17 protein-coding genes and 3 pseudogenes are annotated in these 24,120 nt (G+C 57.0%); 4 read left to right on the top strand and 16 right to left on the bottom strand.

The window, feature by feature from the left end:
- A pseudogene (locus ATN84_RS25900) lies at positions 1–439 on the bottom strand (helix-turn-helix domain-containing protein); the annotation flags it as partial.
- 63 nt (positions 440–502) lie between these two features.
- Here ATN84_RS25900 and ATN84_RS08695 point away from each other — a divergent pair.
- A pseudogene (locus ATN84_RS08695) lies at positions 503–1,558 on the top strand (GGDEF domain-containing protein); the annotation flags it as partial.
- A 351-nt stretch (positions 1,559–1,909) separates the two neighbouring features.
- On the opposite strand, the pseudogene ATN84_RS25895 reads toward ATN84_RS08695, so the two are convergent.
- Together ATN84_RS25895 and ATN84_RS08685 are read right to left on the bottom strand one after the other, a co-directional pair.
- A pseudogene (locus ATN84_RS25895) lies at positions 1,910–2,101 on the bottom strand (ISNCY family transposase); the annotation flags it as partial.
- A 471-nt stretch (positions 2,102–2,572) separates the two neighbouring features.
- Entirely contained in the window at positions 2,573–3,019 is a 447-nt protein-coding gene (locus tag ATN84_RS08685; RefSeq protein ID WP_068881285.1) for a Ros/MucR family transcriptional regulator, read from the bottom strand.
- A 722-nt stretch (positions 3,020–3,741) separates the two neighbouring features.
- On the opposite strand from ATN84_RS08685, the gene ATN84_RS26775 reads away from it, so the two are divergent.
- The 3 genes from ATN84_RS26775 to ATN84_RS08675 all read left to right on the top strand — a co-directional run bounded on the left by ATN84_RS26775 (position 3,742) and on the right by ATN84_RS08675 (position 6,073).
- Positions 3,742–3,978: a hypothetical protein gene (locus ATN84_RS26775; RefSeq protein ID WP_153020163.1), complete on the top strand. Its 237-nt coding sequence runs from the start codon at positions 3,742–3,744 to the stop codon at positions 3,976–3,978.
- Positions 3,979–4,294: 316 nt separating this feature from the next.
- Positions 4,295–5,371, top strand: a complete 1,077-nt coding sequence (locus ATN84_RS08680) for a polysaccharide biosynthesis/export family protein (protein ID WP_068881288.1) — start codon at positions 4,295–4,297, stop codon at positions 5,369–5,371.
- Positions 5,372–5,542: 171 nt separating this feature from the next.
- Positions 5,543–6,073 (top strand): Dabb family protein, encoded by a 531-nt coding sequence (locus ATN84_RS08675; RefSeq protein ID WP_068881284.1) that lies wholly within the window; start codon positions 5,543–5,545, stop codon positions 6,071–6,073.
- An 84-nt stretch (positions 6,074–6,157) separates the two neighbouring features.
- Here ATN84_RS08675 and ATN84_RS08670 read toward each other — a convergent pair whose 3' ends face one another.
- The 13 genes from ATN84_RS08670 to tssC form a co-directional block, all read right to left on the bottom strand.
- Complete coding sequence (locus ATN84_RS08670; RefSeq protein WP_068881283.1) at positions 6,158–7,024, bottom strand: DMT family transporter; 867 nt, start codon at positions 7,022–7,024, stop codon at positions 6,158–6,160.
- Positions 7,025–7,094: 70 nt separating this feature from the next.
- Positions 7,095–8,336, bottom strand: coding sequence for an ATP-grasp domain-containing protein (locus ATN84_RS08665; protein WP_082766183.1), 1,242 nt, complete (start codon positions 8,334–8,336; stop codon positions 7,095–7,097).
- A gap of 348 nt (positions 8,337–8,684) precedes the next feature.
- Positions 8,685–9,593 (bottom strand): serine/threonine-protein kinase, encoded by a 909-nt coding sequence (locus tag ATN84_RS08660; protein WP_068881281.1) that lies wholly within the window; start codon positions 9,591–9,593, stop codon positions 8,685–8,687.
- Between the two features lie 16 nt (positions 9,594–9,609).
- Positions 9,610–10,992 (bottom strand): type VI secretion system-associated protein TagF, encoded by a 1,383-nt coding sequence (tagF, locus tag ATN84_RS08655; protein WP_244491034.1) that lies wholly within the window; start codon positions 10,990–10,992, stop codon positions 9,610–9,612.
- 31 nt (positions 10,993–11,023) lie between these two features.
- Positions 11,024–14,491, bottom strand: coding sequence for a type VI secretion system membrane subunit TssM (tssM, locus tag ATN84_RS08650; protein ID WP_068881279.1), 3,468 nt, complete (start codon positions 14,489–14,491; stop codon positions 11,024–11,026).
- Complete coding sequence (gene tssL, locus ATN84_RS08645; protein ID WP_068881278.1) at positions 14,488–16,008, bottom strand: type VI secretion system protein TssL, long form; 1,521 nt, start codon at positions 16,006–16,008, stop codon at positions 14,488–14,490. Before tssL ends, tssM begins: the two co-directional genes overlap by 4 nt.
- Positions 16,005–17,345, bottom strand: a complete 1,341-nt coding sequence (gene tssK, locus ATN84_RS08640) for a type VI secretion system baseplate subunit TssK (RefSeq protein WP_068881277.1) — start codon at positions 17,343–17,345, stop codon at positions 16,005–16,007. The genes tssL and tssK overlap by 4 nt, the downstream gene beginning before the upstream one ends.
- Positions 17,342–18,586, bottom strand: coding sequence for an FHA domain-containing protein (locus tag ATN84_RS08635; protein WP_068881276.1), 1,245 nt, complete (start codon positions 18,584–18,586; stop codon positions 17,342–17,344). Before ATN84_RS08635 ends, tssK begins: the two co-directional genes overlap by 4 nt.
- Positions 18,587–18,593: 7 nt before the next feature.
- The gene (gene tssG / locus ATN84_RS08630) at positions 18,594–19,592 is read right to left on the bottom strand and encodes a type VI secretion system baseplate subunit TssG (protein WP_068881275.1); all 999 of its coding nucleotides are present in this window, start codon (positions 19,590–19,592) and stop codon (positions 18,594–18,596) included.
- A gap of 26 nt (positions 19,593–19,618) precedes the next feature.
- A complete protein-coding gene (gene tssF, locus ATN84_RS08625; RefSeq protein ID WP_068881274.1) occupies positions 19,619–21,400 on the bottom strand; it encodes a type VI secretion system baseplate subunit TssF in 1,782 nt (593 codons plus the stop codon).
- The gene (tssE, locus tag ATN84_RS08620; RefSeq protein WP_068881273.1) at positions 21,393–21,902 is read right to left on the bottom strand and encodes a type VI secretion system baseplate subunit TssE; all 510 of its coding nucleotides are present in this window, start codon (positions 21,900–21,902) and stop codon (positions 21,393–21,395) included. The genes tssF and tssE overlap by 8 nt, the downstream gene beginning before the upstream one ends.
- On the bottom strand, positions 21,886–22,722 hold the full coding sequence (locus ATN84_RS08615; RefSeq protein WP_068881272.1) for a type VI secretion system accessory protein TagJ: 837 nt from the start codon (positions 22,720–22,722) through the stop codon (positions 21,886–21,888). The genes tssE and ATN84_RS08615 overlap by 17 nt, the downstream gene beginning before the upstream one ends.
- Entirely contained in the window at positions 22,719–24,107 is a 1,389-nt protein-coding gene (tssC, locus tag ATN84_RS08610; protein ID WP_068881271.1) for a type VI secretion system contractile sheath large subunit, read from the bottom strand. Before tssC ends, ATN84_RS08615 begins: the two co-directional genes overlap by 4 nt.
- Between the last annotated feature and the right edge of the window lie 13 nt (positions 24,108–24,120).

Genomic DNA, 24,120 nt, shown 5'->3' with positions numbered 1-24,120 from the left:
AGCTTGAATGTCTCGGCACGATGCGGCTGCAGGCCAAATGCGGTCCAGATCCGACGGATGGCGGTATGCGAAAGGCCGCTGTCGGCCGCCATCGAACGGATGGACCAGTGCGTGGCGTCCTTGGGAGTGGCGTTCAACGTACGCTCGACGACCTGGGCACCTGGGCATTGGAGACAGTTCGCGGTCGACCGGCACGATATTCATCTGTCAGCCGTTCAATACCATCCTGTACGAACCGGCGGCGCCACTTGCCAACAGTGTGCTCGTGAACACCCAGGCGTTCGGCAACGTCTTTGCTTTGCAAACCCTGCGCGCACAGCAAGACCATTCGGCATCGATCCGACAAGGAGCGTGGCGCTTCATGCCGGCGCACCTGAGATTCAAGGAAATTTCTATCCGCGTCGCTCAGAACCACGACGTCCGCCTGCCTGCCAACCATCGATCAAACTCCTGCTCTTGTGACAGAAGTAGAACAAAATGAAGCTTACTTTGGTCCAGGTGAATAGCGCTTAATCTATTGATGCTACGAAGACCGATCGCGCTGTCCATGCTGATACCCGGCGTCATTATACCGCCCGTCGCTGCAGCCGTCGTCCTGGCCTGGCGAAAACCGCAAGCGGCCTGGTTCCAAGGGGCGTCACTGATCGCAGGCATCTTCCTCATCTTGTTGTCAGTTGTATTGGTTGGTGTAAGCGCTGGTGGTGAGTTCTATGAACGACACTTAAACATTATGCTGTTCGTGGCTATCACAGCCATCATGATCTTTGGCGTTCCGCTGGCCTGGACGGTTACCATTGCCGCATTGGCACTCGGGCTCTATCTGGGTTTTCAGCTGCCGCACCCCGATCTCGAAATTGGCAGCGCCGTGGCTGCGACGCTTTTTTTCGCCAGTGGTATCTTCGCAACCGTCGCCGCGCGGCGCATTATGACAATTCTGGCTCAGAAGAATTTCCTATTTGAGCTGCGCGACAGGCGCAGAGTTGCCGAACTGGCGGAAGCCAACGATCGGCTGAAATTTCTTGCAAGTACCGATCCGCTTACCGGTGTTGCCAATCGGCGCCGGATAACGGAAACGCTCGATCACCTATGGGGTGGTGGCAAAAAATGCTCTGGTGGCGCCGCTATGCTAATGTGTGACATCGATGATTTCAAGAAGCTGAATGACCATCTAGGTCATGCCGAAGGTGATCGTTGTCAGATGGAGGTCGCCAGTATCATCCAGAAAAATGTGAGGTGCGATCGTGATCATGTGGCCCGCTATGGCGGTGAAGAGTTTCTTGTGCTCCTTCCAGGGGTAAATGAACAAGGGGCCATCGCCGTGGCTGAGCAAATTCGTAAAAGCGTTGAAGCTGCCGCTCTTCCGAATCCTGCATCTCGCGTATCGCGCCGCGTGACGCTGAGCATTGGAGTTGCTGTTCAGGCTGCTGACAGGGTCATTTCGCCGGACCAGCTTCAGCGTCAGGCTGATGCGGCGCTTTATCTTGCCAAGCAAACGGGTCGAAATCGAGTGCGGCTCCACAAATCGGAGTCTGCAGAGCAGGAACATATTGGCTCCTGAATCATAAAATACACAAGTATACGGCAAGGAGACCAAAGGTCGAATGAGATGTTGCGAAGGTCACGTTCGTCAATAACGGGTTTGTCTTCCAAGAGGTAGCTGCCGTAAGTTTCCCGTTCTCCTATGATAGCGGGGACGGGCTGGAAAGCAGATGCTCGGGAACGGTCGCCCAGCGTTGCGCGGAGCATTCACGACGCGGCCGGTGTAAATCGTGTTCCAGCCTATGATGGCGGTGAGACCAGATTAAGTGTTGATGCCTTGATTGACAGGGTGGCTGCGATCGCAGAAGCGGCCCAGGCGATGAGGATTGAAGGTCTGCGCGAGGCAGTAGCGACTTTCTCCTTGTTCAGTTAGCTTGCGATAGACCCAGTTGCCTTTGACCATGTCCTTGATCCGCAGGCCGGCCTTTTTGTGGAAGGCCATGTCGTGGACGCCCCATGCCTTCGCCGTGGCCAAGTTGTCGCGCATAGCAAAGCCGCCATCGGCCGCCGCCTGCCGTGGCGTGTTGCCATAGAAGGCGATGTGGCGTTCCAGCATTGGTATCGGCGGGATTGCCAGATCTGGTGGAGGGAAAAGGTGTGCAACTTGCACAAGTTTCCGAATCCGGGTCACGAGGACGGCCGTAGGAAACAGTCCGACCGGCCCTGGACGGGCCATGAGTAAGTTGGCGGGCTGCAATGGTCGAGCGCTCGATCAGGCGGCCGCCGGCATGACGTCTTGTCGCGCCCAGCGGAACCGCGTGCCGTCGCTCTAGATACGGTGCATGATCACGGCCAGCCGCCGCGCCAGCGCGACAAGGGCCTTCTGCCGGCCGCGCCGCCTGCCGATGAAATCAGCCGGCCCGGCTGGCAAGGCAACCAAAACTGATCCCACTCGAAGAGTTCAGATCAACCGTTGAACGAGGCAAACCTATCGGCGGGGAGAACGACACATTCACTGATCTGCTACCGTGGGCTGTCGCCGCTGAGCGGCGACAGATGAATGGCTTTTCCAAATAATGAAACGACCAAACTATCAGGCGGCTTTTTTGTGCCTTGTCCGCTCGGCAGCCTTGGCCTTGCGCCCAAATCCCATTTCCTTTGCTAATACGGAACGTGCTGCAGCGTAGTTCGGCGCAACCATCGGATAATCGGTGGGAAGATCCCACTTCGCACGATAATCTTCGGGTTTGAGGCCATAATGGGCCATTAGATGACGTTTGAGCGACTTGAATTTCTTGCCGTCTTCGAGACAGATGATGAAGTCGGGCGTGATCGATTTCTTGACGGGAACCGCCGGTGCCGGCTTTTCCGAAGGCTCAACTTCATTCGCCGATCCAGGAAGCCGGCCTGACAACGATGCGCGGATTTCAGCAATCAAGCCCGGCAGTTCTCCTGCGGGAACCGAATTGTTGCTGATGTAAGCGGTGATGATTCCTGCCGTGAGTTCAATTATCTCGTTTGTGCTCTTATCTTTCGACATTGTAAGCTCCTCTGAGATTATTATTGATATTATGTAGATAATGATATTTTATCAATAACTGCAACAGTTAAATAGTAACGTTTTGCTACTTACATCGACATAATATTTCGGGGGTCTGTCTTAAACTTATGTGTCTATTGTGATTGGTGTTCGATTATGCGGATGTTACTGACTGGGAAAAGCCTGAAAATCAGTGTTGCATAAATCGAGGGCCGCTTGTCATTACCGCTGAAAACGGGTTGTCGAACATTGTGGGTGCACAATACGCAACCTTTTTGCAAGCACTGGCGGGATGCTTGACTGAGATTTCATCTCTTGTCTCGCCGCCGGAAGATGCTACGGCAAAAGTGGGCAGACGAACGGCTGCGCACAAAAAAATCGCAGGGCGCCCGGTATGGCAAAGCAAACATTGGAACAGAAGAATACGTGGCACAAGAAGTAAGTTGCTTCATTTGATCATAAGGAGGATTTCTCTGTTCTCTGGTGTGGAGCGCTTCTCCATCTTGCGACTTTGTCGCCCCTGGCGGTGGTGGAGATGGAGATGCGGTTCGGCCGTAATATGAGAATGGATCTTCCAATTCCGCCAAATGAAACGGTTCCGTTATTTCTGTTCGCGGCAGAAGCAATGGAAGCGTACGAAATGGTCCGGCATCCCATCCCCCCGCTATACACGGGGATGTCAGATCATCCGGGCTCCCGCCTCCTCACCAAGGCGGGAGCCCATGAGGCTGGGAGAGGCGCTTTCCCATCCCAAAGCGGAATGGGGGAACAGCAGAGGAAATTTAATGCGTCGGAGTGTAACAACGAAACCTATTGTCATCACAGCTTTTATTTTAGCCTTTTTATCATTGCTGCCGGTCTTCGGCATATCGGTTGGTGCGTTGGACGTCGACAGCTACTGGCTGATGTCAATGGCGTTCTTCGTCCTTATCATGGGAAACCTGCTGAGTGATATCTGATAGCTATAGTTTGCCATGTGGCGGAAGCGCGGAGCTGTTTCGCGCGCCGGCTTCGGGACTCGCCTGTCAGTGCAGCACGTAATTATAACCTGGTCCCAATTTGCCGCCATGGTCGATCGAAAGGCAGGTGCTTAGTGGAAATTGCCAAGAACATTGCATTTTCCGGTGCGATTTTGATGGTAGTCATCATGCTTGCCGGGATCCTCGCATATGGGGTGGTGTCGTGAAGTCAGTTCGGACGGGTACCGCCCGTTGTTGCTTCCCGATAAAACCGGCCGCATTGTCCGATACCGCCATGGAACAGGCCGGAAGGGCAATATCGAGGTTGGTGTGCATTGGAGCGATTGCCTTTCTGAGTGCATGTGCCAGTCCAGCGTCTGGTCCGAGTGCCGGCAATATCCGAAATGCAACGCTACCCGGTTCACATGAAAGGATACCGATCGTCGAATTGGCGACTGCGATTTCCCCCGCGCCAAATTCAGTGGGCTCTGCATCGCTTCGTGATGGCCTGAGTGGCTTTTCTTCGAGCAATGCGAATAAAGGCCTGCAGAAGGGGGATGTAATTGAGGTCACGATCCTGGATACAGGCGAGGAGGGGCTGCTGTCTCCGACTGAGACGAAAACACTCAATCTGGGCCGTTTCTCCATCGATCAGGATGGATTTGTAACGCTGCCCTTCGTCGGTCGGCAGCATGTGGCGGGTTCCTCGCCAGAGGCGTTGCAGAAACAGATCGTCAAAGATCTGCGCGGTTCGGCGGTCAACCCGCAAGCCGTCGTCACCGTGGTGGAAAAGCCCTCCAGCACCATCTCTGTTGACGGAGATGTACGCTCAGCGGGTCGTTTTCCATTGAAGAGCGGTCAGGAGCGCATGCTCGATGCGCTTGCTCTCGCAGGCGGTTCAACCTCCGCCCCAGGTTCGACAATGGTGACGCTTGTCCGCGGCTCGCAGCGCGGAATTGTATCCCTTGCTCGTATAATTACTGACAACCGCCAGAATGTAGGGTTATCGCCGGGGGATCAGATTTTTGTTGAAGGCGATACCGCGAGCTTTACTGCGTTGGGAGCGTTCAAAAGCACCGGTGAATTCAAATTTGATGAAGGCAAGCTCACACTTGCCAAGGCACTCGGCCGCATTGGTGGGCTGTTGGACGACCGTGCTGATGCTCGCAACATATACTTATTCCGCAGCCAGACAGGAACCGCGGGCGTCAGACCGATCATCTACCATATCAATCTGCGCGAGGTCGCCAATTTCACATATATGCAGGCGTTTCAGATGCAGGATGATGACATCCTCTATGCGAGCAACGCTCCCATTGTAAATGCAGCAAAGCTTCTGACAGTTCTGCAGAAAAGTCCTCCAATGCCGGCAGCACCCGCACCGGCAAAATGACTTGGCCAAGTTTTTATCGATGGGTATGGAACCTATTGTTGCGCCGGGTGGCATGCGGTTAGTCGCATGTCACACTTCTTCATCGGTCATGTTCTCGCGAAAGCTTCGCTGACCTTTTTTGCATAACCGAGCCAACGTTGTTTGGCCATTTTTTACGAAGGAATCTAAATCATGCGAAAAGCCTCCACCGCGGTCTTCGTCGCAAGTTTCGCCGCCTTGGCGGCGGCACAAGCTGCTCCCAATGTTAACATGACCGTTGCCGAGACCTTGAAGTCCGAACTGGCGAGAATGGGGCCAGAGAGCTTCACGAGCCCTGATTTCAAGCCCGGAATGGTTCGCCATATAGTGCTCTTCCGCTATAAGGACGGTACAACCGAAGCCCAGCGCGCGGAGATCAGGCAGCGCTTCGTCGCCCTCGCCGAGGAGGCTAGACGGGGTGGCCAGCCCTATATCGTATCGATTGAAACTGGCCGTCAGACAAGCGGCGAAGGTGTAGACCGCGGCTTTGAAGAGGCTTTCGTAGTCACCTTCCGTTCAGAAGGAGATCGCAACTACTATGTCGGTACGCCGATCGTTACCGATCCCAAGTTTGTCGATACCGCCCATCAGGGGTTCAAGGAATTCGTTGGTCCGTTTCTCGCGCAAGACAACGGCGTTCTTGTTTTCGATTTTGCCGTTGACGGCGGGGCTGAAGCGCACTGAACGGTGCGCCAGCAAGGAATATCGCAAAACGGGCCGCCGCCGTTTCAGATGCCATTTCAATCAATACTAAAATAGGCGCGGACCCTAACGCTGTTGCCGGATATTCACGATCCCGCTAATCGCGATGATGAGAATTCCTGGAAGGGTGGAGAGCGCCGGCACCTCATTGAAGAAGGCGTAACCAAAGGCGGTCGCCCACACCAATATTGTGTACTCGATAGGCGCTATCACTGAGACATCGGCGTGGGCCGTTCCGGCGGCCAGAAGATAGCTGCTCAGGCCGCCTGCAATTCCCATTATCGCCAAGATGCCTAGATCGTGCGCCGATGGGGTGAGCCATCTGTCCGAAAATAGGACTATGCAGAATATAAGCAGCATCACGTTACTGCATGCCGTTGTGATAGTGGCGGGCACTGTCCGGGACAGGTGTTTGGTTAATATGGCAATCAGCGCATAAAATATGGCTGAGAGCAGGGCAACGCCACTATAGGCCGACCAGGAAAGTCCTCCATCACGCATTACGAGGCAGATTCCAACGAAACCGGCTGTGATTGCTCCCCACCTGACGAGCCCCACAGTTTCGCGCAGGAGCACGGCGGCGAATATTGTCATGAAGAGGGGCGCCGCCAGCGAAATGGCGGTCACGCTCACCAGCGAAATATGCTTCACAGCAATAAGAAATGTCAGCATGCACCCTATTACAAGTGCCCCCCGCAGCAGCTGCAAGAGCCAGATGGTTGGCGGGGTGTTTGCCAACGGAATGGAAGAGCGCCATGAGAAAATCAGCGGGAGAAATCCGAAGAGCGAACGGAAAATCAGCACCTCACCAACCGGATAGGATGAGGTGAGCAATTTCGCGCTTGCATCCATGGCTGACAGGCAAAGAATGGCTGCGCCGTACTGCAACGCTCCCAGCCCAGTCTTGTCGACGGAAATATTGGATTTGGTCATTCGGGCCATTTGCACATTAGGGAAGAGTAAACATTGAGCGCAAAATCATACGTGAGGACAAACCGTACTCTCACGGGAGCAAGCCCATGCGTTCGCCAGCAAAAATTGCCTGCGTCTCAGATTCCACCAGTCCTTCGTCCTGGTCGTGCAGCAGGATGATGCAGACCGCATCGAGGAGGCTCGGTTGCTGGCACGCGGGCAGCTCCTCGCCAGCCGGCTTGAGCATGATGGTCTCACGCACTGTCTTGAACATGTCAAGCTTGGGGGTTGGATCGTAAACAATTCCGCCGTTGAGCTTGTAAAGGACGAGGCCTCTGGTCAGGCCGGTAGCGGCATCACAGGGAGCCGGAAGCACTCTGCCGAATTTCAGCAATTGCCTTAGAGCCGCATCCTGGCTTGTCAGCCCGCTCAGCGTCGCGAGCTTATTTACGACCCCGCGTCCACCGCTGATCCTGTTGTTGATCTCAATAAGCTTTATGGAGCCGTCTTCTTGCAGGAAAATCTCGATATGAGCGGGTCCATTCCTGAGATCGAGCGCGTTGAGGAGCTTTATTGCATAATCCTCGCACTTTAGGGTTATCTCAGGGTCCTTCTCAACTTCAGTTATTCTGTATAGAGGTCTGTTATGTATGAGTTCTTTCTGGTTTTTTTGAATTGAACAGATGTGATGGGTGCCTTCGGCCGAGAAAGTATCAATAATGTATTCCTTGCCGCTTACTAGTTCCTGTATGACATATTCCATTTCCCGGTCCTGCCGGTGCGCATCCATTCCGTGCCTGATGTCAGCAATAGATGATGCGGCAAAGGCGCCGAGGCTTCCGTATCCGAGCGCGGGCTTACAGAATGCCGGAAAACAGAAGTTATCGAGGCGCTCCTGAAAATCGCGATCTGTCCACGACGAATGAACCTTGACCTGCCTTATGCTTGGCAACCCCGCCTCAGCAAGGGCAACCTGCATCTCGTATTTGTCAACGCGGCGCCTCGAAGTCCTTGGATCATTTGACCAGGCCTTGAAATAGAGGCGCGTGATGTAATCTGTGAGAGATGTGGATTCCTCGGAGCCGTTCAGCACGTAGGAATAGTCTTGTGGCTGGAAGACTTCCAGCACATCGAAAATGTCGTCGGTTTCAACATGGATCTGCTTGTCGAACAGCGTCGGATCCGGTCGGCAATATTCCGGAACTTGGGACGCCATGCCCGTATAGAGCGCGGTGCACGGACAGCCGGCGCTCTTCATCTGTTCCGACAGGTATGAAGCTGAAACGAGAGGATTGACGATTAATAATTGAGGATTGGGTGCAATTGATTGCATAAACGCTTCTTCATAATGACTTGTTGAATTATTGCTTGAAAAAATGATTTATGAAAAAAGAACAATTGCACGCTCGACAATTACGTGCATTTACGTCCCCACTACCAGAGGAACGAGACCTGCATAAGCTTACCTCTTTATGCACCTCACCCGCTGGAAAACGGGTCGTAACCTGCGGCCTCGAACGCATGTGGGTGGCCAACGGCTATTTCAACCTCACGTGAGGACTAAAGGGCAACATTAGCGCCTTTTGCGGAAGGGCGGTTGCGCGGTGTTGCCGTCGCGAATTGTACAAGATGTTTCTCAAGTGCCTCTCACAAACCAAAAAACAACGCAGCACGGAAGAGATTATGCCTTGATCATCTGCAGCAAGGTGAATGCTTCCCTTGCACTCTGCGGGCGACAATCGGGATTGTCATGGGCAAGCTGCCGCGCAAGCGCCGCCAGATTCGCCGCTATAGCGCCATTCTCTTCGCAATGTTGCAGAAGCAATAGCAATATTCGGCCACACGCATAAAGGTCGGATCGCTCATCCGGCGAGTTGCCGGCGGCACATTCCGGGGAGGCGAGGGATGAGCGCGTCCGGACCGCGCCTTCGAGGAGATCGCTATTGCTTCCGCGTTTCCGCGCAATGCTGAAATCAGCGATTTTCAGGCTCGCGAGACCATCTCCGGAAAAGAGCAGATTAGCTGGCGTAATATCGGCGTGTACGAGCCCTGCTGCATGAATTGCCTGCACACCGGAAAGAAGCGCCCTCATGATTGCACGAACGCCGCGGATTGAAAGTCGCTCCTTTCTGCTAAAGCTTTGTAAAAGACTTCCCCCTCCCATCCATTCAAATAAAAGCCCCGGTCGGCCATCTGGTAGTCGCAATGCCCCGTATGACGTGACGACATTTTCATGGCGGACCGACAGGTGTATACGCGCCTCCCTCCACAGGAGATCGGCAAATATTGCATGATCCGTCTTCTCCCCTGGGTGCAATGTTTTGAGCGCATAGTCCGTCCCCAGATCGCGATGGCGCACCCTATATACTTGTACGCGCGACGTTTCATGCGCCAGTTCTTCGATCCGAAAGGTGCCCGCGATCAATTCAGGCAAAGGCCAGGTAGCGAGACTTGCATCCCCGCGATCAAGAGCGGCCCGCACACGGTCGATAAGCAGCCTGCTTTCTTCACTGTCGCGTATAATATCGCCGTCATGCGTGAGAACATGCCAGAGTTCGGCAAACTTGGATGCGATTTGATCCATCATCATCTGATTGTTAGCGCCGTCATTCCAATCGCGCCTGAAGTAGGATCGCGCTAATATTGTCGCGAACATTGGCGATCAAAGCTTCCTGCACAAGCATAGCAGGCGCGTCGTGAAAAGGCGCATCAAGGAGCGTCCTCGCGATCGAACGCTCGCCGAGTACACGGGGCAGAGACCCGCTGCACAAGAGCAGTCGGTCGCCGCTCCTCATGGTGTCGTTGATGACATCCGGCACCAGGGGACCCAGGCCACCCACGCAGCGCGAAAGTTGCCGGTGCATACCGATTTGCAAATGGTCGCGCGTAAGGCAACGCATCGTGCCCTCTCTAATGAGATAACACCGCACATCGCCTGCCCACACCACGGCGAATGCGTCTTCAAGAATGGCAAGCGTCGCCACACTCACCATCGGTGCTTTACCGTGTCGGTCTGACCAGGAGGCGGACTGCAGCAATCCCTGCGCCCGCCCGAGTTTTTGCTTCACATCCTGAATCAAGGCGCTAAGCGTCTCTTGGAGGGCCGAGTCGGCCAGTGTTTTGATCGTAACTTTCGCAGCTTCCGCGGCAGATATAGCGTCTCCCACTCCATCGGCGATGGCGAAGAGACACGGCGCGTCTGAAATGAGCAACGCATCGCTATTCAGGAAAAGACGGGTACCCGGATGCGTCGCATAGCTCCTTTCGACCACCAATCTGCCTGGTAATGGTGGAGCGGGGGAGTTGGGTGGGAACGGCGCTGCGACGAGTTTGGGCGCTTCCGTCGGCGGAGCCTGTGCTGACGGTTCCGAAGGGGTGGAGAGCAGTTTCAGAAAGTCGGCCCCCTTCGGCGGGCCGGCCGTTTTGAAACCGTGTGCCCGTCCAGTATCTGGGTCGAACATCCACCAGATGGAACTCCCTATGCTTGCATTTTTTCCGTTGTCCGTTCCTTCAGATGGGATGTCGGAGCGTGCTTGCGCATGCGGCAAGCGCAGGCGCTTCAGTCCTGTCGACAATTCCGCGAGGTCAAAGTCGCTGACGCGCGAGGTCTCGGCCAACGCCTCCGCCGCGATGAACCAGGTCTTGTCATGGCAAAGCTGGCGTGGATCACCTTGATAATCGCTAAGCTGGGCGGCGATGATAAGCGGAAAGCAGCGCCCCACGCGGTCTTGGCTCGGCAGCAGCACGCCGACAATCGTTCCCGGTATCCACAGATGATCCTGGATAACAAAACGCCATGGCGCGGAGGAACGAAACAACACCTGCCAGTGCTGGCCAAAGGCCTGTTCACATGATGCCAGCCCGTCTTGGATCCAGCTGTCCAGCTCCTCGCGCAGCCGCGTCCCCAGGCTACCCGATACGAAGTCGCCGTGCGTGGGTATCTTGCCGAAGAAACCAATGCGATCGGTCCCCGGCTTGGTCGAGTTCATTGTTTGGCGCGAGCCCATCGATTGCACCTGTTTAAAACTGTGTAGGGCAGCTGAACTCTGAAACCGCCTTCAAGCGAAACGGCGTGGGTACCGAGCCGAACTGAACCTCGAAATCCGCGGTTTGGCCACTGCTTTTAAAACGCGCACGGAAAAGGTTATCGCTCTCGCTCACGATTCCGGCTTTGTCGAAAAGTCGAAAGACTGACCAATCGCCCGTTTCGGTTATAGCCTGCTGCCAGCCGCCTGGCAGGAAAGCGACGCGCGAAAGATTGATCGCCTGGTTGGAGGGCCATGCGATCGTTTTGGACTGAATGGGCCCATGGAAATAGACCACGCGCTCACTATCGACCTCCATCATGACTGCGCTCGCGGAATCGGAAAGCGATAGCGGTTTGATATTAATCGAGATATTGGGATTTTCGCTGCTGGCTTGAAAGAAGGCGAGACGAATCTTGTCGGCATTTTCGAATTGGGCAAGCGCGTTGCTGGGGGTTCCCGGCGTGCCAAATGTTCCGCGCCATGTCCATGGTGATGCCGAGGTATCGACAAAAGCCTCAAGATGTTCCCTGAAGAATGTATGGAAAAGGCCATTTGGTCCGAACAGGCGGACGAAATCAGACATTGCGATATCCTGTGAGGACGAGCGGGCGAATGGATAACGGCCTGTCACAAGGCTCGAGCATAATGCAGCATCGGATTGCCAAAGAGCGTTCACGCGGTTGCGTACGGTCTTGACTGCCAGTGAACCGATATCAGCTGCAAGACCCGCCATCCAGCCGTCGACAGGCGCAGGCAGGCGCCGTGCCTCCTGAATGAGATCTTGATTGGCATTGGTGAGTTGGCTGTCGACACCGAATATCTGGGCGACCTCGGCACTCGAAGTCGCTGCGCGAGAGAGCTGGCCGTAGACGCCGTTGATCGCCGCCTGCAAAGCCGCAACCGGGGATCTCGCAGCATCGCCCTTCTGACCCTCATCGCTGGTCGAGGATGTCTGAAGCGCCTTGCGCAATCCGTCGTAAGGGTCAGGTGCGGCCAGTACGCCTTCGAATAATGATGTCGCCACGTGGCCTTCGGCGCTGGACGTATCGAGGGATCGCAAGTCTGTTGCCGTAACGATTGCCTTTGCTACCGCTTCAATAGGGCCCGGATTGCTGGCGAGAATGCGTGTTGTCTCGGTGGCATCCGTCAGAGATTGTGGCGTGCGCACGCGCATATCTGCCAGCAACTGCGACCATCGACGTTCGAAATCGTCGAAATAAAGCTGCAGCGTGGCTTGCGAGACAGAATCGATCGTCATTTCAGCGTGATTAGGCTGCCCGCGTACCCATTCTTCGTTGAGGGCGTCCCGTGCCGCGTCGACGATTTGAGAAAGGACGATGGAACGATAGCCACTGGCGGTAAAGAACCCTGAAATGCCTTCCCGAAGCGATTTCCCGGAGGCACGTTCGAATGCTTGCTCACCAAGGGCGCCCAGGGCATCCGCAGGTGTCCAGGGTTGGGATGTCTGCGCCTTCTCGGAACTTTTCAGGATGTGATAGGCTCTGGCGGCCACACTCTGATCGCGTATAGCTTTCCGAGCTTCGGCGATCAGCCCATCATCGAGGTTAATTGGGACCAGTGGCCCGTTCGCCAGTGCTTTGGCGTGTGCGGTAAGCGCCTCCCGCGCGGCCTTTCGGCCGTCACCAGGATAAAGGCGAGCAAACATGTCCGCTGATTGAAGCGATACGAACTGAGGATCGATCGGGCCCAGACCACCGAGCATTCCATAGAGCTTGAGAGCATCAAAAGTCTCTTCAGCCTCTTTGCTGTTGGCGATGTTTTTTTGCAGCTGGGCCAGCATTCGAGGCAGGAGCAGTGCATTGAGCGCTTTTTGATAGGCTTGGCGGCGCCGGCTTTCAATCTTTCCTTCCTGGTCAAGCCCGAAGCTGAGGGGCCATACCCGTGCTCGCCTGAAATCGCCGCTGATGGCGCGCAAATTATCCAGCGCTGGCAGAATGCGCAGGAAATCGGCATCGGAAACATCGCGCACCGGGATCCCCTGCACGAGTTCCTCATAGCCATCGATACGTTCCCTGACTTGTGCCATGGCGCTTGTATTTTGGAAATAAGTTGCCGCCCAGCTTGTCAACACAGTCACCAGAACCACCGCGGCCAGACCATAAGCGCCGCGGCGGAGAACGAGCTGATGTCGGGAGAGCCGTCGGTCGTGCGCCACGAGTGATGCTTCGCCAAAGATGACCTGTGTAAACAGTCTGGAGAGGAAATAGCTGTGCTGCGGCCGCCTTACGCCGGTCCTAACAGGAGCGTGTTCGTCCGTTTGGGTTGCTGATGCCAGATAAATGCCGCGCAATAGCGGTGCTTCGACCAGCGTCGAGCCCGAACATAGTACCGCCAGAACCTCTTGTAGTTTCTCCTTCAGGGATACGAGCTCGGCGGGAAAGCGAAACATGCGTCCCCTGGCTTCGATATCGGGCTCCTGCTGTAGCCGTTCGAGAAGCATGGCATGTATGCGCTCCTGAAGCAGGGCGAATTCCGCAAGGAAACGTTCGGGAAGTGCCGCAGCCTGATGGCTCTCTTCCAGGCTGAAAGTCATGCCCCAGACCTGTTCCCTGTCCGATTTGCTGAAACCGTCAAAAAACTCGACGAAGCCTGTGAGAAGATCTGCCTTGGTGAGCACAAGATAGACGGGCACACGGGCCTGAAGATACTCGTCGAGTTCCGAAAGCCGCTGCCTGATGGCGTGCATTTCCTCCTGCCGCGCGGCAAGGTCGCGCGTCATCAGATCGCCGATCGAGACCGTGACGAGAGCGCCGTTGACCGGTTGCGCGCGGCGGTACTTCCGCAGAAGCCCAAGAAAGCCTTCCCATCCAGCCTTGGATGCGCCGTTCAAATCGTCCTGTGTGGTGTAACGGCCGGCCGTGTCGATGAGGATTGCCTCGTCGGTGAGCCACCAGTTGCAGTTTCGGGTGCCAGCAACACCCCGCACGGCATTGGTGCCCAACGCATCGCCGAGCGGAAATTTGAGGCCGGAATTGGTGAGTGCGGTCGTCTTGCCAGACCCCGGAGCGCCGAAGATGAGATACCACGGCAATTCGTAGACGTAGCCCAAGCGCTTGCGGGTGATGCGGCGAAGCAGTGCCAATGCTTCCTTCAGGCGACTGTGGATTTCGGTAACTTCTGACTGCTGGCTGGCTGCGGCCTCGGCGGCTGCATTACCGGCGATTTCATCGACAAGCGCCTGGTCGGTTCGGCGGGCGCGAACGAGCGAAACGACTGTGTAGATCACCCAGCCGGTGGCGAGCAGCCCGATGACCAGCAATCGCATCCGCAGGCTTTCGAGTGGTCTGAAATCACCATAACCCAACAGGTAACCATAGAACCATATGACGATGCACAGCGCCGCCACCCAGATGAGCGGCAGGAAACGCGCGCCGAGGAGACCCACATAGGATTCCACATAGGAGCGGATCGAATAATAGATATTGAGCGGGTTCGTCATGGCGTATCCTTCGCCGGTCCAGCTAGAGGCCGTGCTTTCGCAAGCGGCGTGATGCCGGCCGCGCCGAGGCTTTCTGCGGGATCGGTCAGCACCAGGATTTCGGTGCGCCGGTTTATCTCGCGCCCTGCGGAGCTATCGTTGCTGGCCAATGGGTTTGAATCCGCACGTCCTTCAGTAAGGATCGCCTGCGGTCCTGTGAATTCGGCAAGAATGTCGCCAACGGCCTTGGCGCGGGCTTCCGAAAGATGCCAGTTGGATGGGAACTGAACCGTCCTGATTGGCACGTCGTCGGTATAGCCAATGACGACGGCACGGAAATTTTCGGAGGCAAGTGCCGCCCCAATGCGCTTGAGCAGATCGGTGAACTGCGGGCTGATTTTTGCGCTGCCTGTATCGAAGAGGCCGGCATTCTTGATCCTGACCAGAAGTCGACCGTCCGCGTCGGCAAGCGATACGGTACCACGCTCCACTTCCGGCTGAAGGAAGGCAAGCAGGTTCTGAAGTCGGCTAGGCAGTGCAGGCTTCGGTGGAGGAGGTAGCTCACTGACGGGCGGCGCAGGCTTTATCACCGGCGGATCTGGTTCGGGGTGGGGCAGGGCGGCCACGCTCGGCATCTCGCCCGGCGGCAAACTGGCCAGCCGCTCAAACACCGTGTCGGATGCCCGGTTCAGCGAAAGCGTGAAGAAGAGATAACCGAGCGCAAAAACCAGCACCAGTACCGAAAGCAACGTCCACAGCGCAGACGCCATACGCAGCGGCTGGTAACGCATCGAGGCGCCCTGCCAATGCGGCGAGAGCTCACGTTCGAAGATCCCGTACTGGCCAAGCAGGGTTTTATATAGACTGTCGCGGATTCGGCCAAGTTGCAACGATCCGCGGGCTGAGACCCGCATGCGTCCTTCAAACGCCAGCGAAATGCTGAGATAGATCAGAAGGAGCAGATCCTTGCTTGCCGCGGGTGTCTGGTGGAAATGGTCGAGCAGGTCGAAGAACCTGTCTCCGCCCGTCACGTCCATATGAAAGGTCGGGACAAGCCCGGAACGTGCCCAGCCCGCCCGCACCCCCCAAGGCTTGCTCAAGATAACGTCATCGATAGTGGCGCAGATGATATAATGCGCCGCGCGCGCCCGGTCAGGACTGATGCGCGCGCTTGCGAGATCTCGCTCATAGCGGCGGACTTCTTCGATCGTGACACGTCGCAACTCGTCGATGTCCGGTTGGTTATTGCTTTGGCGCAATGCATGGGCGAGGTTAAGCAATGGGGCGGCGGACGCCACGATGGTCGGTATTTCCTCGCCGCCGAAATGGAAATCGCGGACCAGCCTCTCGATCGGCCAGCCAGGATTGGGCGCATTCTTCTTCTCAGCTTCGAGCTGCGCGGCATCTGGCGTGCGGTCCAGCACGTTGTTCAGCATTTCCGCCAATTTGCGTGCGTCGTGCTGCTTGCGTGCTCCCTCTTCGGTGAGCTCGATAATGGTGGGCAGATCCTGCCAGGGAATAGACGGTTTCTTGCTCATTCTCTTAACGCCCACAGTTCCATTTCAATGCCGGGATATTCGCCGGCGAGGTGGAGGGCTATCGCACCCGAGGTATCGAGCTGTTTCCAGAGCGGGTTCTTCGTATCGAGTTCGAAATAAACAGTGCCAGAGCGATATGGGAGCTGACGCGGCAGAACCGGCAGCGGTCTTACCGGGATGCCCGGCAGCGCCACGTTGACGAGCTCGGCAATGCGTTCCACCGGGCCGACTTTGATCTGTGCGGGCAGGTTGCGCCTTATGTCTTCCGTTGACATGTCAGCTCGCACGGCAAGCACGAAGCCAACATCCTTGAGCAGAGTACGGTCGTTGATGACGCCGACCCGTACGCCATGACGACGCTCGATGAGTTCGATTGCAACGGCAGCCTGTTCAAGGACCGCCGACAGCGAGGTTCGCAAATCATCGAAGACGCTTTCGAAAGTGCCTTTCAGATCATCGTGGCGGTATGGCGGGAAATCCGTGGCTCGCTTTGAAGCGGCCGTGAAGGTGGAAAGCTCCCCGGCGAGTTGAATACAAGTCTCATAGAAGTCAACGGGATGGAAACGGGTCGCGTTGGCGGAAATATGTCGCAATACCGGGTCCGCGCGATTAAGAACTTGCAGCAGCAGATAATCGCCCACCTCTGCCGTACCACGTATAGTTGGGTCGCCGATACGTTCGGCAATCGCTTCGGCGCGATGGCGCACAATCCCCAGGAGTTCCGTGACGAGTTCATTGAGCCGCTGCTCGGCGGCACAGTTGAGGGAGGGTGCGATATAGGTTGAATCGAGGATCACGGCCTTGTCGGAACGCACTTCGATTACCCGCGCCAATCCAACCATCTCATAGCCGGCGAGTTCGTCGCCGCTCTTTAGAAAACGTAAATTCAACCTACCCACATCGATTGCGGCCATGAAATCAGTTTCAATATTAGCGTCCGGCGCTTCATAGGCGGAGGCAATGACGCGGGCGCCCTCCACACGAGCGCCGCCGTTCATCGTGATATCGGCTTTTCCGGGCCGGCGTGAAGGCAATGCGAGATAGATGATCGCATTGCGGACCGTTTCATCGAGTTCGAGCGGCGGCGGTAGGTCGGCATCGACCGGCGCCTCGAAGATGGTGCCATCGGGCAGAATGCCGCGCAGATTGGAAAGGGCAAACTGACCGGTGGCCAATGCGCCCCGGTCGATACTGATTTCGGCAATACCCCAGGGGTAGGGTGAAAGCTCCCGCGCGGCTATGCGCACTAGCCTTTCGGTCCAGCGGTCCGATTGTTGGAAATGCTGGACGCGAAGGAACATGCCTTCGTTCCAGGCAACCCGGTTCTCGTGTCTCATTTATCCAGCTTTGCCTCTACTTGGCCGCCAGGGATACGCTCCTGACGGATGTTGTTCGCGGTATGGTCATTCAGCGAGCGCATCATCGCCTCACGGATGACATCGCGCAGCGACATCCGCTTTCCGTCTCTCTCGAAATGCGTCTTGAAGGCCTGCCAATAGGTGCGCTCGCTACGCCACAGGACCCTTCCCGGCATCGCGTCAACTCGTGCCTCCACAATGCTGGGCTCCATGGTGCGGCCCATTTCATCGATTAGGCCGCAAACGGCGATCCTGAGCGCCAGCAGCATTGAGAGCGTTGCCTCCAAGCGTGCTGGAACCGCTTTGTCACGCGGCAGTTCCAGTAGATCGGATGAGGGAAGAGCCCGAGGCGTTTCGAGATCAAAGGTTGCGAAGAAATCGTGGCATGCCTCCTCAAAACATTCCGTAAGCCCTTCCAGTTGCTGCAGGAGATCCGCCGCTGGAGCCGGACCGGCCGCCGGCGCCGCATCCTGCCGAGGTTCGTCCGGATGAGGGGCTTGCGGCATGGCTGCGGCAGGCAGCGCCGGCTCATAGGCTTCGTGTGCACTCGGGTCCGTTTTCAGATTGCGGGCGAGGACGATGGATGCTCTGGTCGCCGGCGCATGTTCAAACCTGCTGATGAAGTCGGAATGCGTATTCCAGTCCTCCGGCAGAACGGCGTCCCTCGTTGTTTCTGGGGGACCGCGCCAGCCGATTTCCACATTGCGGGACAAGGATGGCTTTCCATTGCTGCCGGGAACTGCGTTCGCGTCGGAGACGGGCTCCTGCCAAGCGTCACCGCACCCGCGAAGCCCGTGTGATTTCGGGCTGCTGGGCGCCACATCGGCGAGGATGGACGAAATCGTCAGATGCTCGTCACCGAGGACAATGTCGGCATCTGGATCGGTAAATTCCGGATCCATTTCGCCCGTAACGGAAACCGTGAAGGCGAGCCCGGATAATTCTATGACGGTTCCATGGGAAAGCCTGACGGAATCGCCCTCCCGCACCAGGACACCATCGACGAGGGAGCCGTTGGCGCTCTTGTCGTGCAGCACGAAGCCATTGCGATCGGCCTCTATCAGGCAATGCAGTTTCGAAACCAGGCATTGCGGATCGGGGACTTGCCAGTCGCATTCCGCCGATCGGCCGAGTGTCCGCCGGCCCTGTTCCAGATACCAGCGTTGCCTGACCATGTTTTCAGGATCTTTGACAGGATTGAGTTCGAGACGCAGAGCCATGTTTATCTCATGATCCAACCGGCGATGCCGTCGCGCTCTGTCTTATGATCGCATCCCTGCTATCGTGCGCGGCCGGGGCCGTGCGAGCCCAGCAGTTCCATCCCAGGCGTGCCGCATCGTCCGGCGTGCCGAGCTTGCAAAAAGGGATCTGCTCCTTCTTCAAGATAACCTGGATGTCGAAATCGAGATTTGAGCCGACGAACAGTTGCGTCAGCGCAAAAACATCTCTCACAGCACGGTTTCCGGGTGAGAAAGCCAGATAATCGGCATAATCGAGCGGCCCGATGACAACACGAAAGCCTCCGCTGAAATCGTGGATTTTGGCGCCTGCCATTGCATCGACACCCAGACGGCTATGAGAATTCCGTCCCATGCTGGTTTGCTCTTGTGGCGGCACGGTTAGCCAACGGCTTCGAAACAGTTCGATATGCACCGGTAGGCCGGTGAATTCGAGCAACATCGCGGCCAGACTTGCGGCATTGCGCGTGCGCGATGCAAAGAAGCCGCTGAAACGAAGGATGAGCGCTTCGTCAACGCCGCTCGTTTCACGCAGCCGCGCGGTACCGAAGCCGGTGAGTGAAAACAGTGCGGTGAGAAAGCCGTTGCGCGCGCTCTCGTGTCTCCAGCGCAACAGGCGTGCAAGGCGGTATTTTTCGCAGGCGTCGACGAACAGCTCAGTTAGCCGCGCGCCGAAAATATCGAGGAAAGCGACGAGGCCATGGGCCCGGTTGCGCTCCTCCCGCATCGCCAACTCGTTATAGCTGGCGGGAAGCGCGCCCATAGGCCCAAGCAGGTTGGGTAACGCGCTTGTGAGTCTGGCTTTGCTGTCCCTGTCGCGTTGAAAACGCCCAATCGCCAACGGTGCCGAAGAAATGCCTATAGGTGCGCTGACATCCAGCCTGGAGCATGAGGCCTGCGCCACGCGGAACGCCGTTGTCGGCTCGAAACGGCCGGGATCGCTTTCGAGCCGACTGGCGAGATTACCGCTTCTTTGTTTATCCACCATGTTCACAGCGTCGTGCTCCTCCCGTTCTACAAAAGGGCGCGCTCGGCAGCGCGGGCGGGCCATATTGCGACAGGCGTCGACTGTCCTTTCAATGCAACGGTCAGCCGGGTGAAGCTGTTCACCGAGGTATAAAGGCCGAAGAAGTGGTCAAGTACGCTACCGAAAAGATAGGCTGACGCCCGGTCGATCGCTGCGGGATCGAACTCCAGACGGATTTCGGTTCCCGGTACGATGCCCCCTGCGCCAAGCCGAGCTGTCGAGGTGTACGCCTCCACGTGGACGATCGCATCCACGATCTGCTTTGTTTCCGGCGCGTCGCGGAAGGCATAGAGCGACAGGATATCCTTCAGCGCCGCGCCTCCATTGTCAAAAAGGGAAAGGTGGTTGAGCAGAAGATGCGACATAAGCCGCCAGTTGCGGTCTTCGTGGTGATCCATTCGCACCGATGGTGTCGGCGGGATCAGTGGCTCAATGCCCGCGACAGCATCATGTCCGGAGGCGATCTGGAGGTTTGGGTGGCCGCCGCCGAAGGGGAGTTTTTCCGGCAGATCCCTGTTGAGGCAAAGCGCGTCCACGCTGGCAACGGCGTCAAGGCGCCTTGCCGGTCGATGGGCTATATCGACAAATGCGATGTCGATATCGGATGTTTTATCGTCCGCGTCGAAGCGGCGCTGGATTTGCCAGAAGACCGTTGCCGCATCGCCATGCATGGAACGGCCGAAGAAAGGACGACAAGTCGCCTCTTCGCCGTTTTGGCCTGTCAGCAGAACACGTTCGACCGAATAGATTTCACGGGTGTTTTGCCTGCGTGAATCCGGCAGCAGGCGATATTCGGTACGCGTTCCGTCAAGCAGGACCGGCTCGCAGGATTGCTGGAACAGGTTGACAACGGGCGTAGCGTGAAGCACGAGATCATGCGTGTTGACGGAGCGTTCCAGCTTTCTGTCTGTTTCATTGAGATAGACGAAGATCTCCAGCTTGTCGTCACGCCATCGCTCGAGCCCCGCGATGTCGATGAACAGAAACTTCTGCGGCAGTGCAAAGAACTCGGTCAGCAATCGGTAGCCGACAAAGCCGGACGGCGGACAGGGAAGCATCGATTGGGCTTCTTCGAATCCAATGGGGCGCAGGCTCTCGCGCGGCAGGAATATTGCCGCCTCATCATCCGCATGGCGGGCGAGCGCGATACCTATTGTGTGATTGGCCAAGAGTTCATGGAGCGCGCTTGCCTGGCGCCACTGCGATGCGAGATGGAAGCGCAATCGCTTCAATCCCATTTGCGGGAGCTGATTTCTCCGGTCTCGTGGCTCGAGTGATATCCGCAAACATCCCGCCGCACCTGAAAACGGGGATGGAGGCGCGCCGATCGGCTGGCCGGAAAGGGCTACCGAAACAATCTCTATGGGTGCAATCTCCACATCCTGCGTCGTGCGGAAGCGGCAGGCTTCACCGGATATCGGCTCCGTCAGGATCTCGGTATGGCGGGGTATCGTCTGGACGCCGGCGAGCGTCTTGGCGGGCGTGAAGTGGACAATGCTCATGGAGGGAATTGGCGCGAGGTAATGCGGGTAGAGCGTTTCCAGCAATCCGTCCGTTAGCTCGGGAAACTCGTCGTCGAGCTTCTGGCGGATGCGTGCGGCCGAATAGGCAAAGCTCTGGATGAGGCGCTCGACATGCGGGTCGTCGGCGACCTCGCCCGTCATGCGCAATCGCCCGGCGATTTTCGGAAAAGTGTCGGCAAAGCGTGCCGCTCGGCGCCGTATCGCCACAAGCTCATCATGGTATCGGTGAAAAAAGCTCTCAGCCATGGGGACGCTCCACTGAAAAATGCTGAGTGGAGGGATCAATGACGGTTTCGAAGCTGATGGGTGGCAAGCCGTCATAGGGGCTGAAAGTTGCTTCTATCCCGATGCGTAGCGTGCGTCTGCCCGTCGCGCCATTTTTCAAGATCGTTACCCGGATATCCGAAAGCCGGGTTTCAAACAGCGCGATGCGCCGCTCGAGGGCGCGCGCCAGTATCAGCTTGGCCTCGTCCGTGACGAGATTCATCGAGACAGTGCCGTCGATGCCGAAGCAGACCAATGAATTGCCGAGTTCCTTCAGTTCCGCAGGTGGAGTTATCGGGCAGCGGCGTGTGTTCAGCAGGGTTTCCAGATCGCGGCGGATTGTCTCGCGCATCTCGCACACCTGATCGATTGGGCTCGCAAGCGGATCCTGTTTCAGGTCCGGACTGGCATCAAGCAACCGGTCGAGGACCGATCGTGCGAAAACGCGCTTTTTCGGTTTGTATCGATCAAGCGGATTGGCCATCCTGGATCCTTTCCAACGCATCCAGGGCAGCATTGCCGATCGAGGTCGTGTCGTGTAGCGACACGAGTTCCTCTCCGGCGAGGAAGCAACGCTGGCCGCGTCCTGTGGTAATGCCGCTCGCTTCCTTCACCCATTTCGTTTCACGGCCCAGAAGGAGTTTTGGATTGTCGCCGGACCCCTGATAGATCGCTGGCAGCAACACCGGCATACTGACGCCATCCAGCAAGGAAAGCCGGGCGCGGCGGAAGGCGAGATCCCGCGGATGAGCGATCGGTTCCATCGTGACCTCGGCGATCCGGGAAAAATCGATCCAGAGATAGGCGCCGCCAAGCGTTAACACTTCGAGTGCATGTGGCGTCCGGTCATCGAGATCGCGGAAATCCGGGAACAGCTTGCCATTCCAGCGCATGGGGCGTTCGCCGCGCGCATCCTCAAGTACCATCAACGCGGTCTTGGTCAGTTTGTGCTCACTGGCGCGGTTTGCCATGATGAGTGCCAATGCCGCCCGGTCGAGCTCGGTCGGACCCGAGGGAAAAGTCGGCGTCTCACCTGCCTCAAACCACGCCCGCCGGGCAATCATGGCACGAAGCTGATTGCGAAGATGAGCGAAGTCCATCGAAGCGTCGGGCGCAACGGTAGCCGCCAGGGCGCATTGGGCATCCGCTTTTTCGTAGTCAGCAGATAGGATGAGCAGGTCGATATAGAGATGCCGCGCCGCTTTATCTGTGGGATCGGCCTTCACTTGTCCTTTTGCCCTCTCGACCGCCTCCCTCAGGGCGTCCTCGGCCAAAAGGCGTGCTATTTCTTGGAAAGGTGTCATGCTGGCACTCCCGTGGATGTCGAGGCCGGTTGAAAAGGTCTTTGTTGTGCGATCCCGGTCTTGGCGATGAGATGGAAACTTGCTGAAAAGTCATCGAGTTGAAAATGCGGCTGCAGTCTGAGGGTGCAAGAGAACGATCCCGGCTTGCCTGGCATTTCCTCGACATCGATGCCGGCGGAGCGTAATGGATAGCGCGTGCGCAGTGACAAATCGGCGTCATCATTGCCGAGTGTGTAGCCCGCCAGCCATTCCGAAAGCTTGCGCTGGACGGCCGCCGCATCCGAAAGCTGGCCGATCTCGTCACGCATGATGATTTTGAGGTAGTGCGAGAAGCGTGACGCGCACAGCACATATTGCAGCATGGCTGCGAGGCGTGCGTTCTGGCGGGCATTTTCGTTCGAATAGTCCCGCGGCGCATGCAACGATTGGTTGGAGTTGAATATGGCTGATGCTGAAAGGTAGGTGCCGACGACGGGAATGAGGCCAAGATCGCAGAACTGCTGTTCCTGTGTGCTGGTCAGCCGCACTTCCAGGGGCGGCTGCGCTGAAAGGCCATTGCTCTCGGTGCCGAAATCGTATGACGACAGTTCGTCTGGGCCAATAAGCCCGCCATTGATGCCGTCCTGCATGACACCGCGGATCTCGGCGAACCAGCCGGTATCGATGAAATTGCGGATAACGATCGCAGCAAAGGCAAAGGCGCCATTGCCCCAGAGAAGCGTGTCACCGTCTGGCGAAACGGTTTCGTGGAAGGGAAACCCGTCATCGCGGTCGCGTGCATAAGGCGCGTAAGGCGCGCGCATGAGAACGCGTGGCGCTACCAGTCCAATGAACCGCGAGTCCTCGCGTGCTCTCAATGCATTCCAGCGCATATATTGCGGCTTGTCCGCCAGGCGGGACACATCGGTGATGCGGTTGAGCTCGTGGAAGCTCTCTAGTCCGATGATACGGGGTGACGCGCCCGCGATGAAGGGACAGAAGGCGGACGCCGCGACCATGCCGATATCACTGAGTGTGCTGATCGTATCGGCCGGCTCATCGGGCGAGAGCAGATAGTTACCCACGAGCAGGCCGAACGGCTCACCCCCAGGCATGCCGAACTCGTGACTGTAAATGAGCTCGAAAAGATGGCTTTGGTCGAAATCCGATGCCCGTTGCATATTACGGGCGAGTTCACTCCAACTCGTGCTGAGGAGCTTGATCTTGACCTGAGGGCTGGGCACGGCCGCGCGCACGAGCATCGCAAGTCCCCGCCACCCCGCTTCCAGCGCCTGGAAATCGGGATGGTGCAGAATGAGGTTCAGCTGGCGGTTTAACGCCGCGTCGATCAGCGCGATAAGCCGGTCGGCGCGGCGGCGCCACGTTGTGCTCAGGTTGGTGGACATGGCTTGGCCCAAG

This window comes from Paramesorhizobium deserti (assembly GCF_001558695.1).
In the GTDB taxonomy this organism is placed as follows: Bacteria; Pseudomonadota; Alphaproteobacteria; order Rhizobiales; family Rhizobiaceae; genus Paramesorhizobium; species Paramesorhizobium deserti.
The sequence above is the reverse complement of the archived record's forward strand: the minus strand, read 5'-3'. Positions and strand labels throughout refer to the sequence as shown.

Excerpts from the sequence above, each read along its gene's own strand:
- ATN84_RS08685 (WP_068881285.1), bottom strand. The coding sequence starts at position 3,019 with ATGTCGAAAGATAAGAGCACAAACGAGATAATTGAACTCACGGCAGGA.
- ATN84_RS26775 (WP_153020163.1), top strand. The coding sequence starts at position 3,742 with ATGAGGCTGGGAGAGGCGCTTTCCCATCCCAAAGCGGAATGGGGGAAC.
- ATN84_RS08675 (WP_068881284.1), top strand. The coding sequence starts at position 5,543 with ATGCGAAAAGCCTCCACCGCGGTCTTCGTCGCAAGTTTCGCCGCCTTG.
- ATN84_RS08670 (WP_068881283.1), bottom strand. The coding sequence starts at position 7,024 with ATGACCAAATCCAATATTTCCGTCGACAAGACTGGGCTGGGAGCGTTG.
- ATN84_RS08665 (WP_082766183.1), bottom strand. The coding sequence starts at position 8,336 with ATGCAATCAATTGCACCCAATCCTCAATTATTAATCGTCAATCCTCTC.
- ATN84_RS08660 (WP_068881281.1), bottom strand. The coding sequence starts at position 9,593 with ATGATGATGGATCAAATCGCATCCAAGTTTGCCGAACTCTGGCATGTT.
- tagF (WP_244491034.1), bottom strand. The coding sequence starts at position 10,992 with ATGAACTCGACCAAGCCGGGGACCGATCGCATTGGTTTCTTCGGCAAG.
- tssM (WP_068881279.1), bottom strand. The coding sequence starts at position 14,491 with ATGACGAACCCGCTCAATATCTATTATTCGATCCGCTCCTATGTGGAA.
- tssL (WP_068881278.1), bottom strand. The coding sequence starts at position 16,008 with ATGAGCAAGAAACCGTCTATTCCCTGGCAGGATCTGCCCACCATTATC.
- tssK (WP_068881277.1), bottom strand. The coding sequence starts at position 17,345 with ATGAGACACGAGAACCGGGTTGCCTGGAACGAAGGCATGTTCCTTCGC.
- ATN84_RS08635 (WP_068881276.1), bottom strand. The coding sequence starts at position 18,586 with ATGGCTCTGCGTCTCGAACTCAATCCTGTCAAAGATCCTGAAAACATG.
- tssG (WP_068881275.1), bottom strand. The coding sequence starts at position 19,592 with ATGGTGGATAAACAAAGAAGCGGTAATCTCGCCAGTCGGCTCGAAAGC.
- tssF (WP_068881274.1), bottom strand. The coding sequence starts at position 21,400 with ATGGCTGAGAGCTTTTTTCACCGATACCATGATGAGCTTGTGGCGATA.
- tssE (WP_068881273.1), bottom strand. The coding sequence starts at position 21,902 with ATGGCCAATCCGCTTGATCGATACAAACCGAAAAAGCGCGTTTTCGCA.
- ATN84_RS08615 (WP_068881272.1), bottom strand. The coding sequence starts at position 22,722 with ATGACACCTTTCCAAGAAATAGCACGCCTTTTGGCCGAGGACGCCCTG.
- tssC (WP_068881271.1), bottom strand. The coding sequence starts at position 24,107 with ATGTCCACCAACCTGAGCACAACGTGGCGCCGCCGCGCCGACCGGCTT.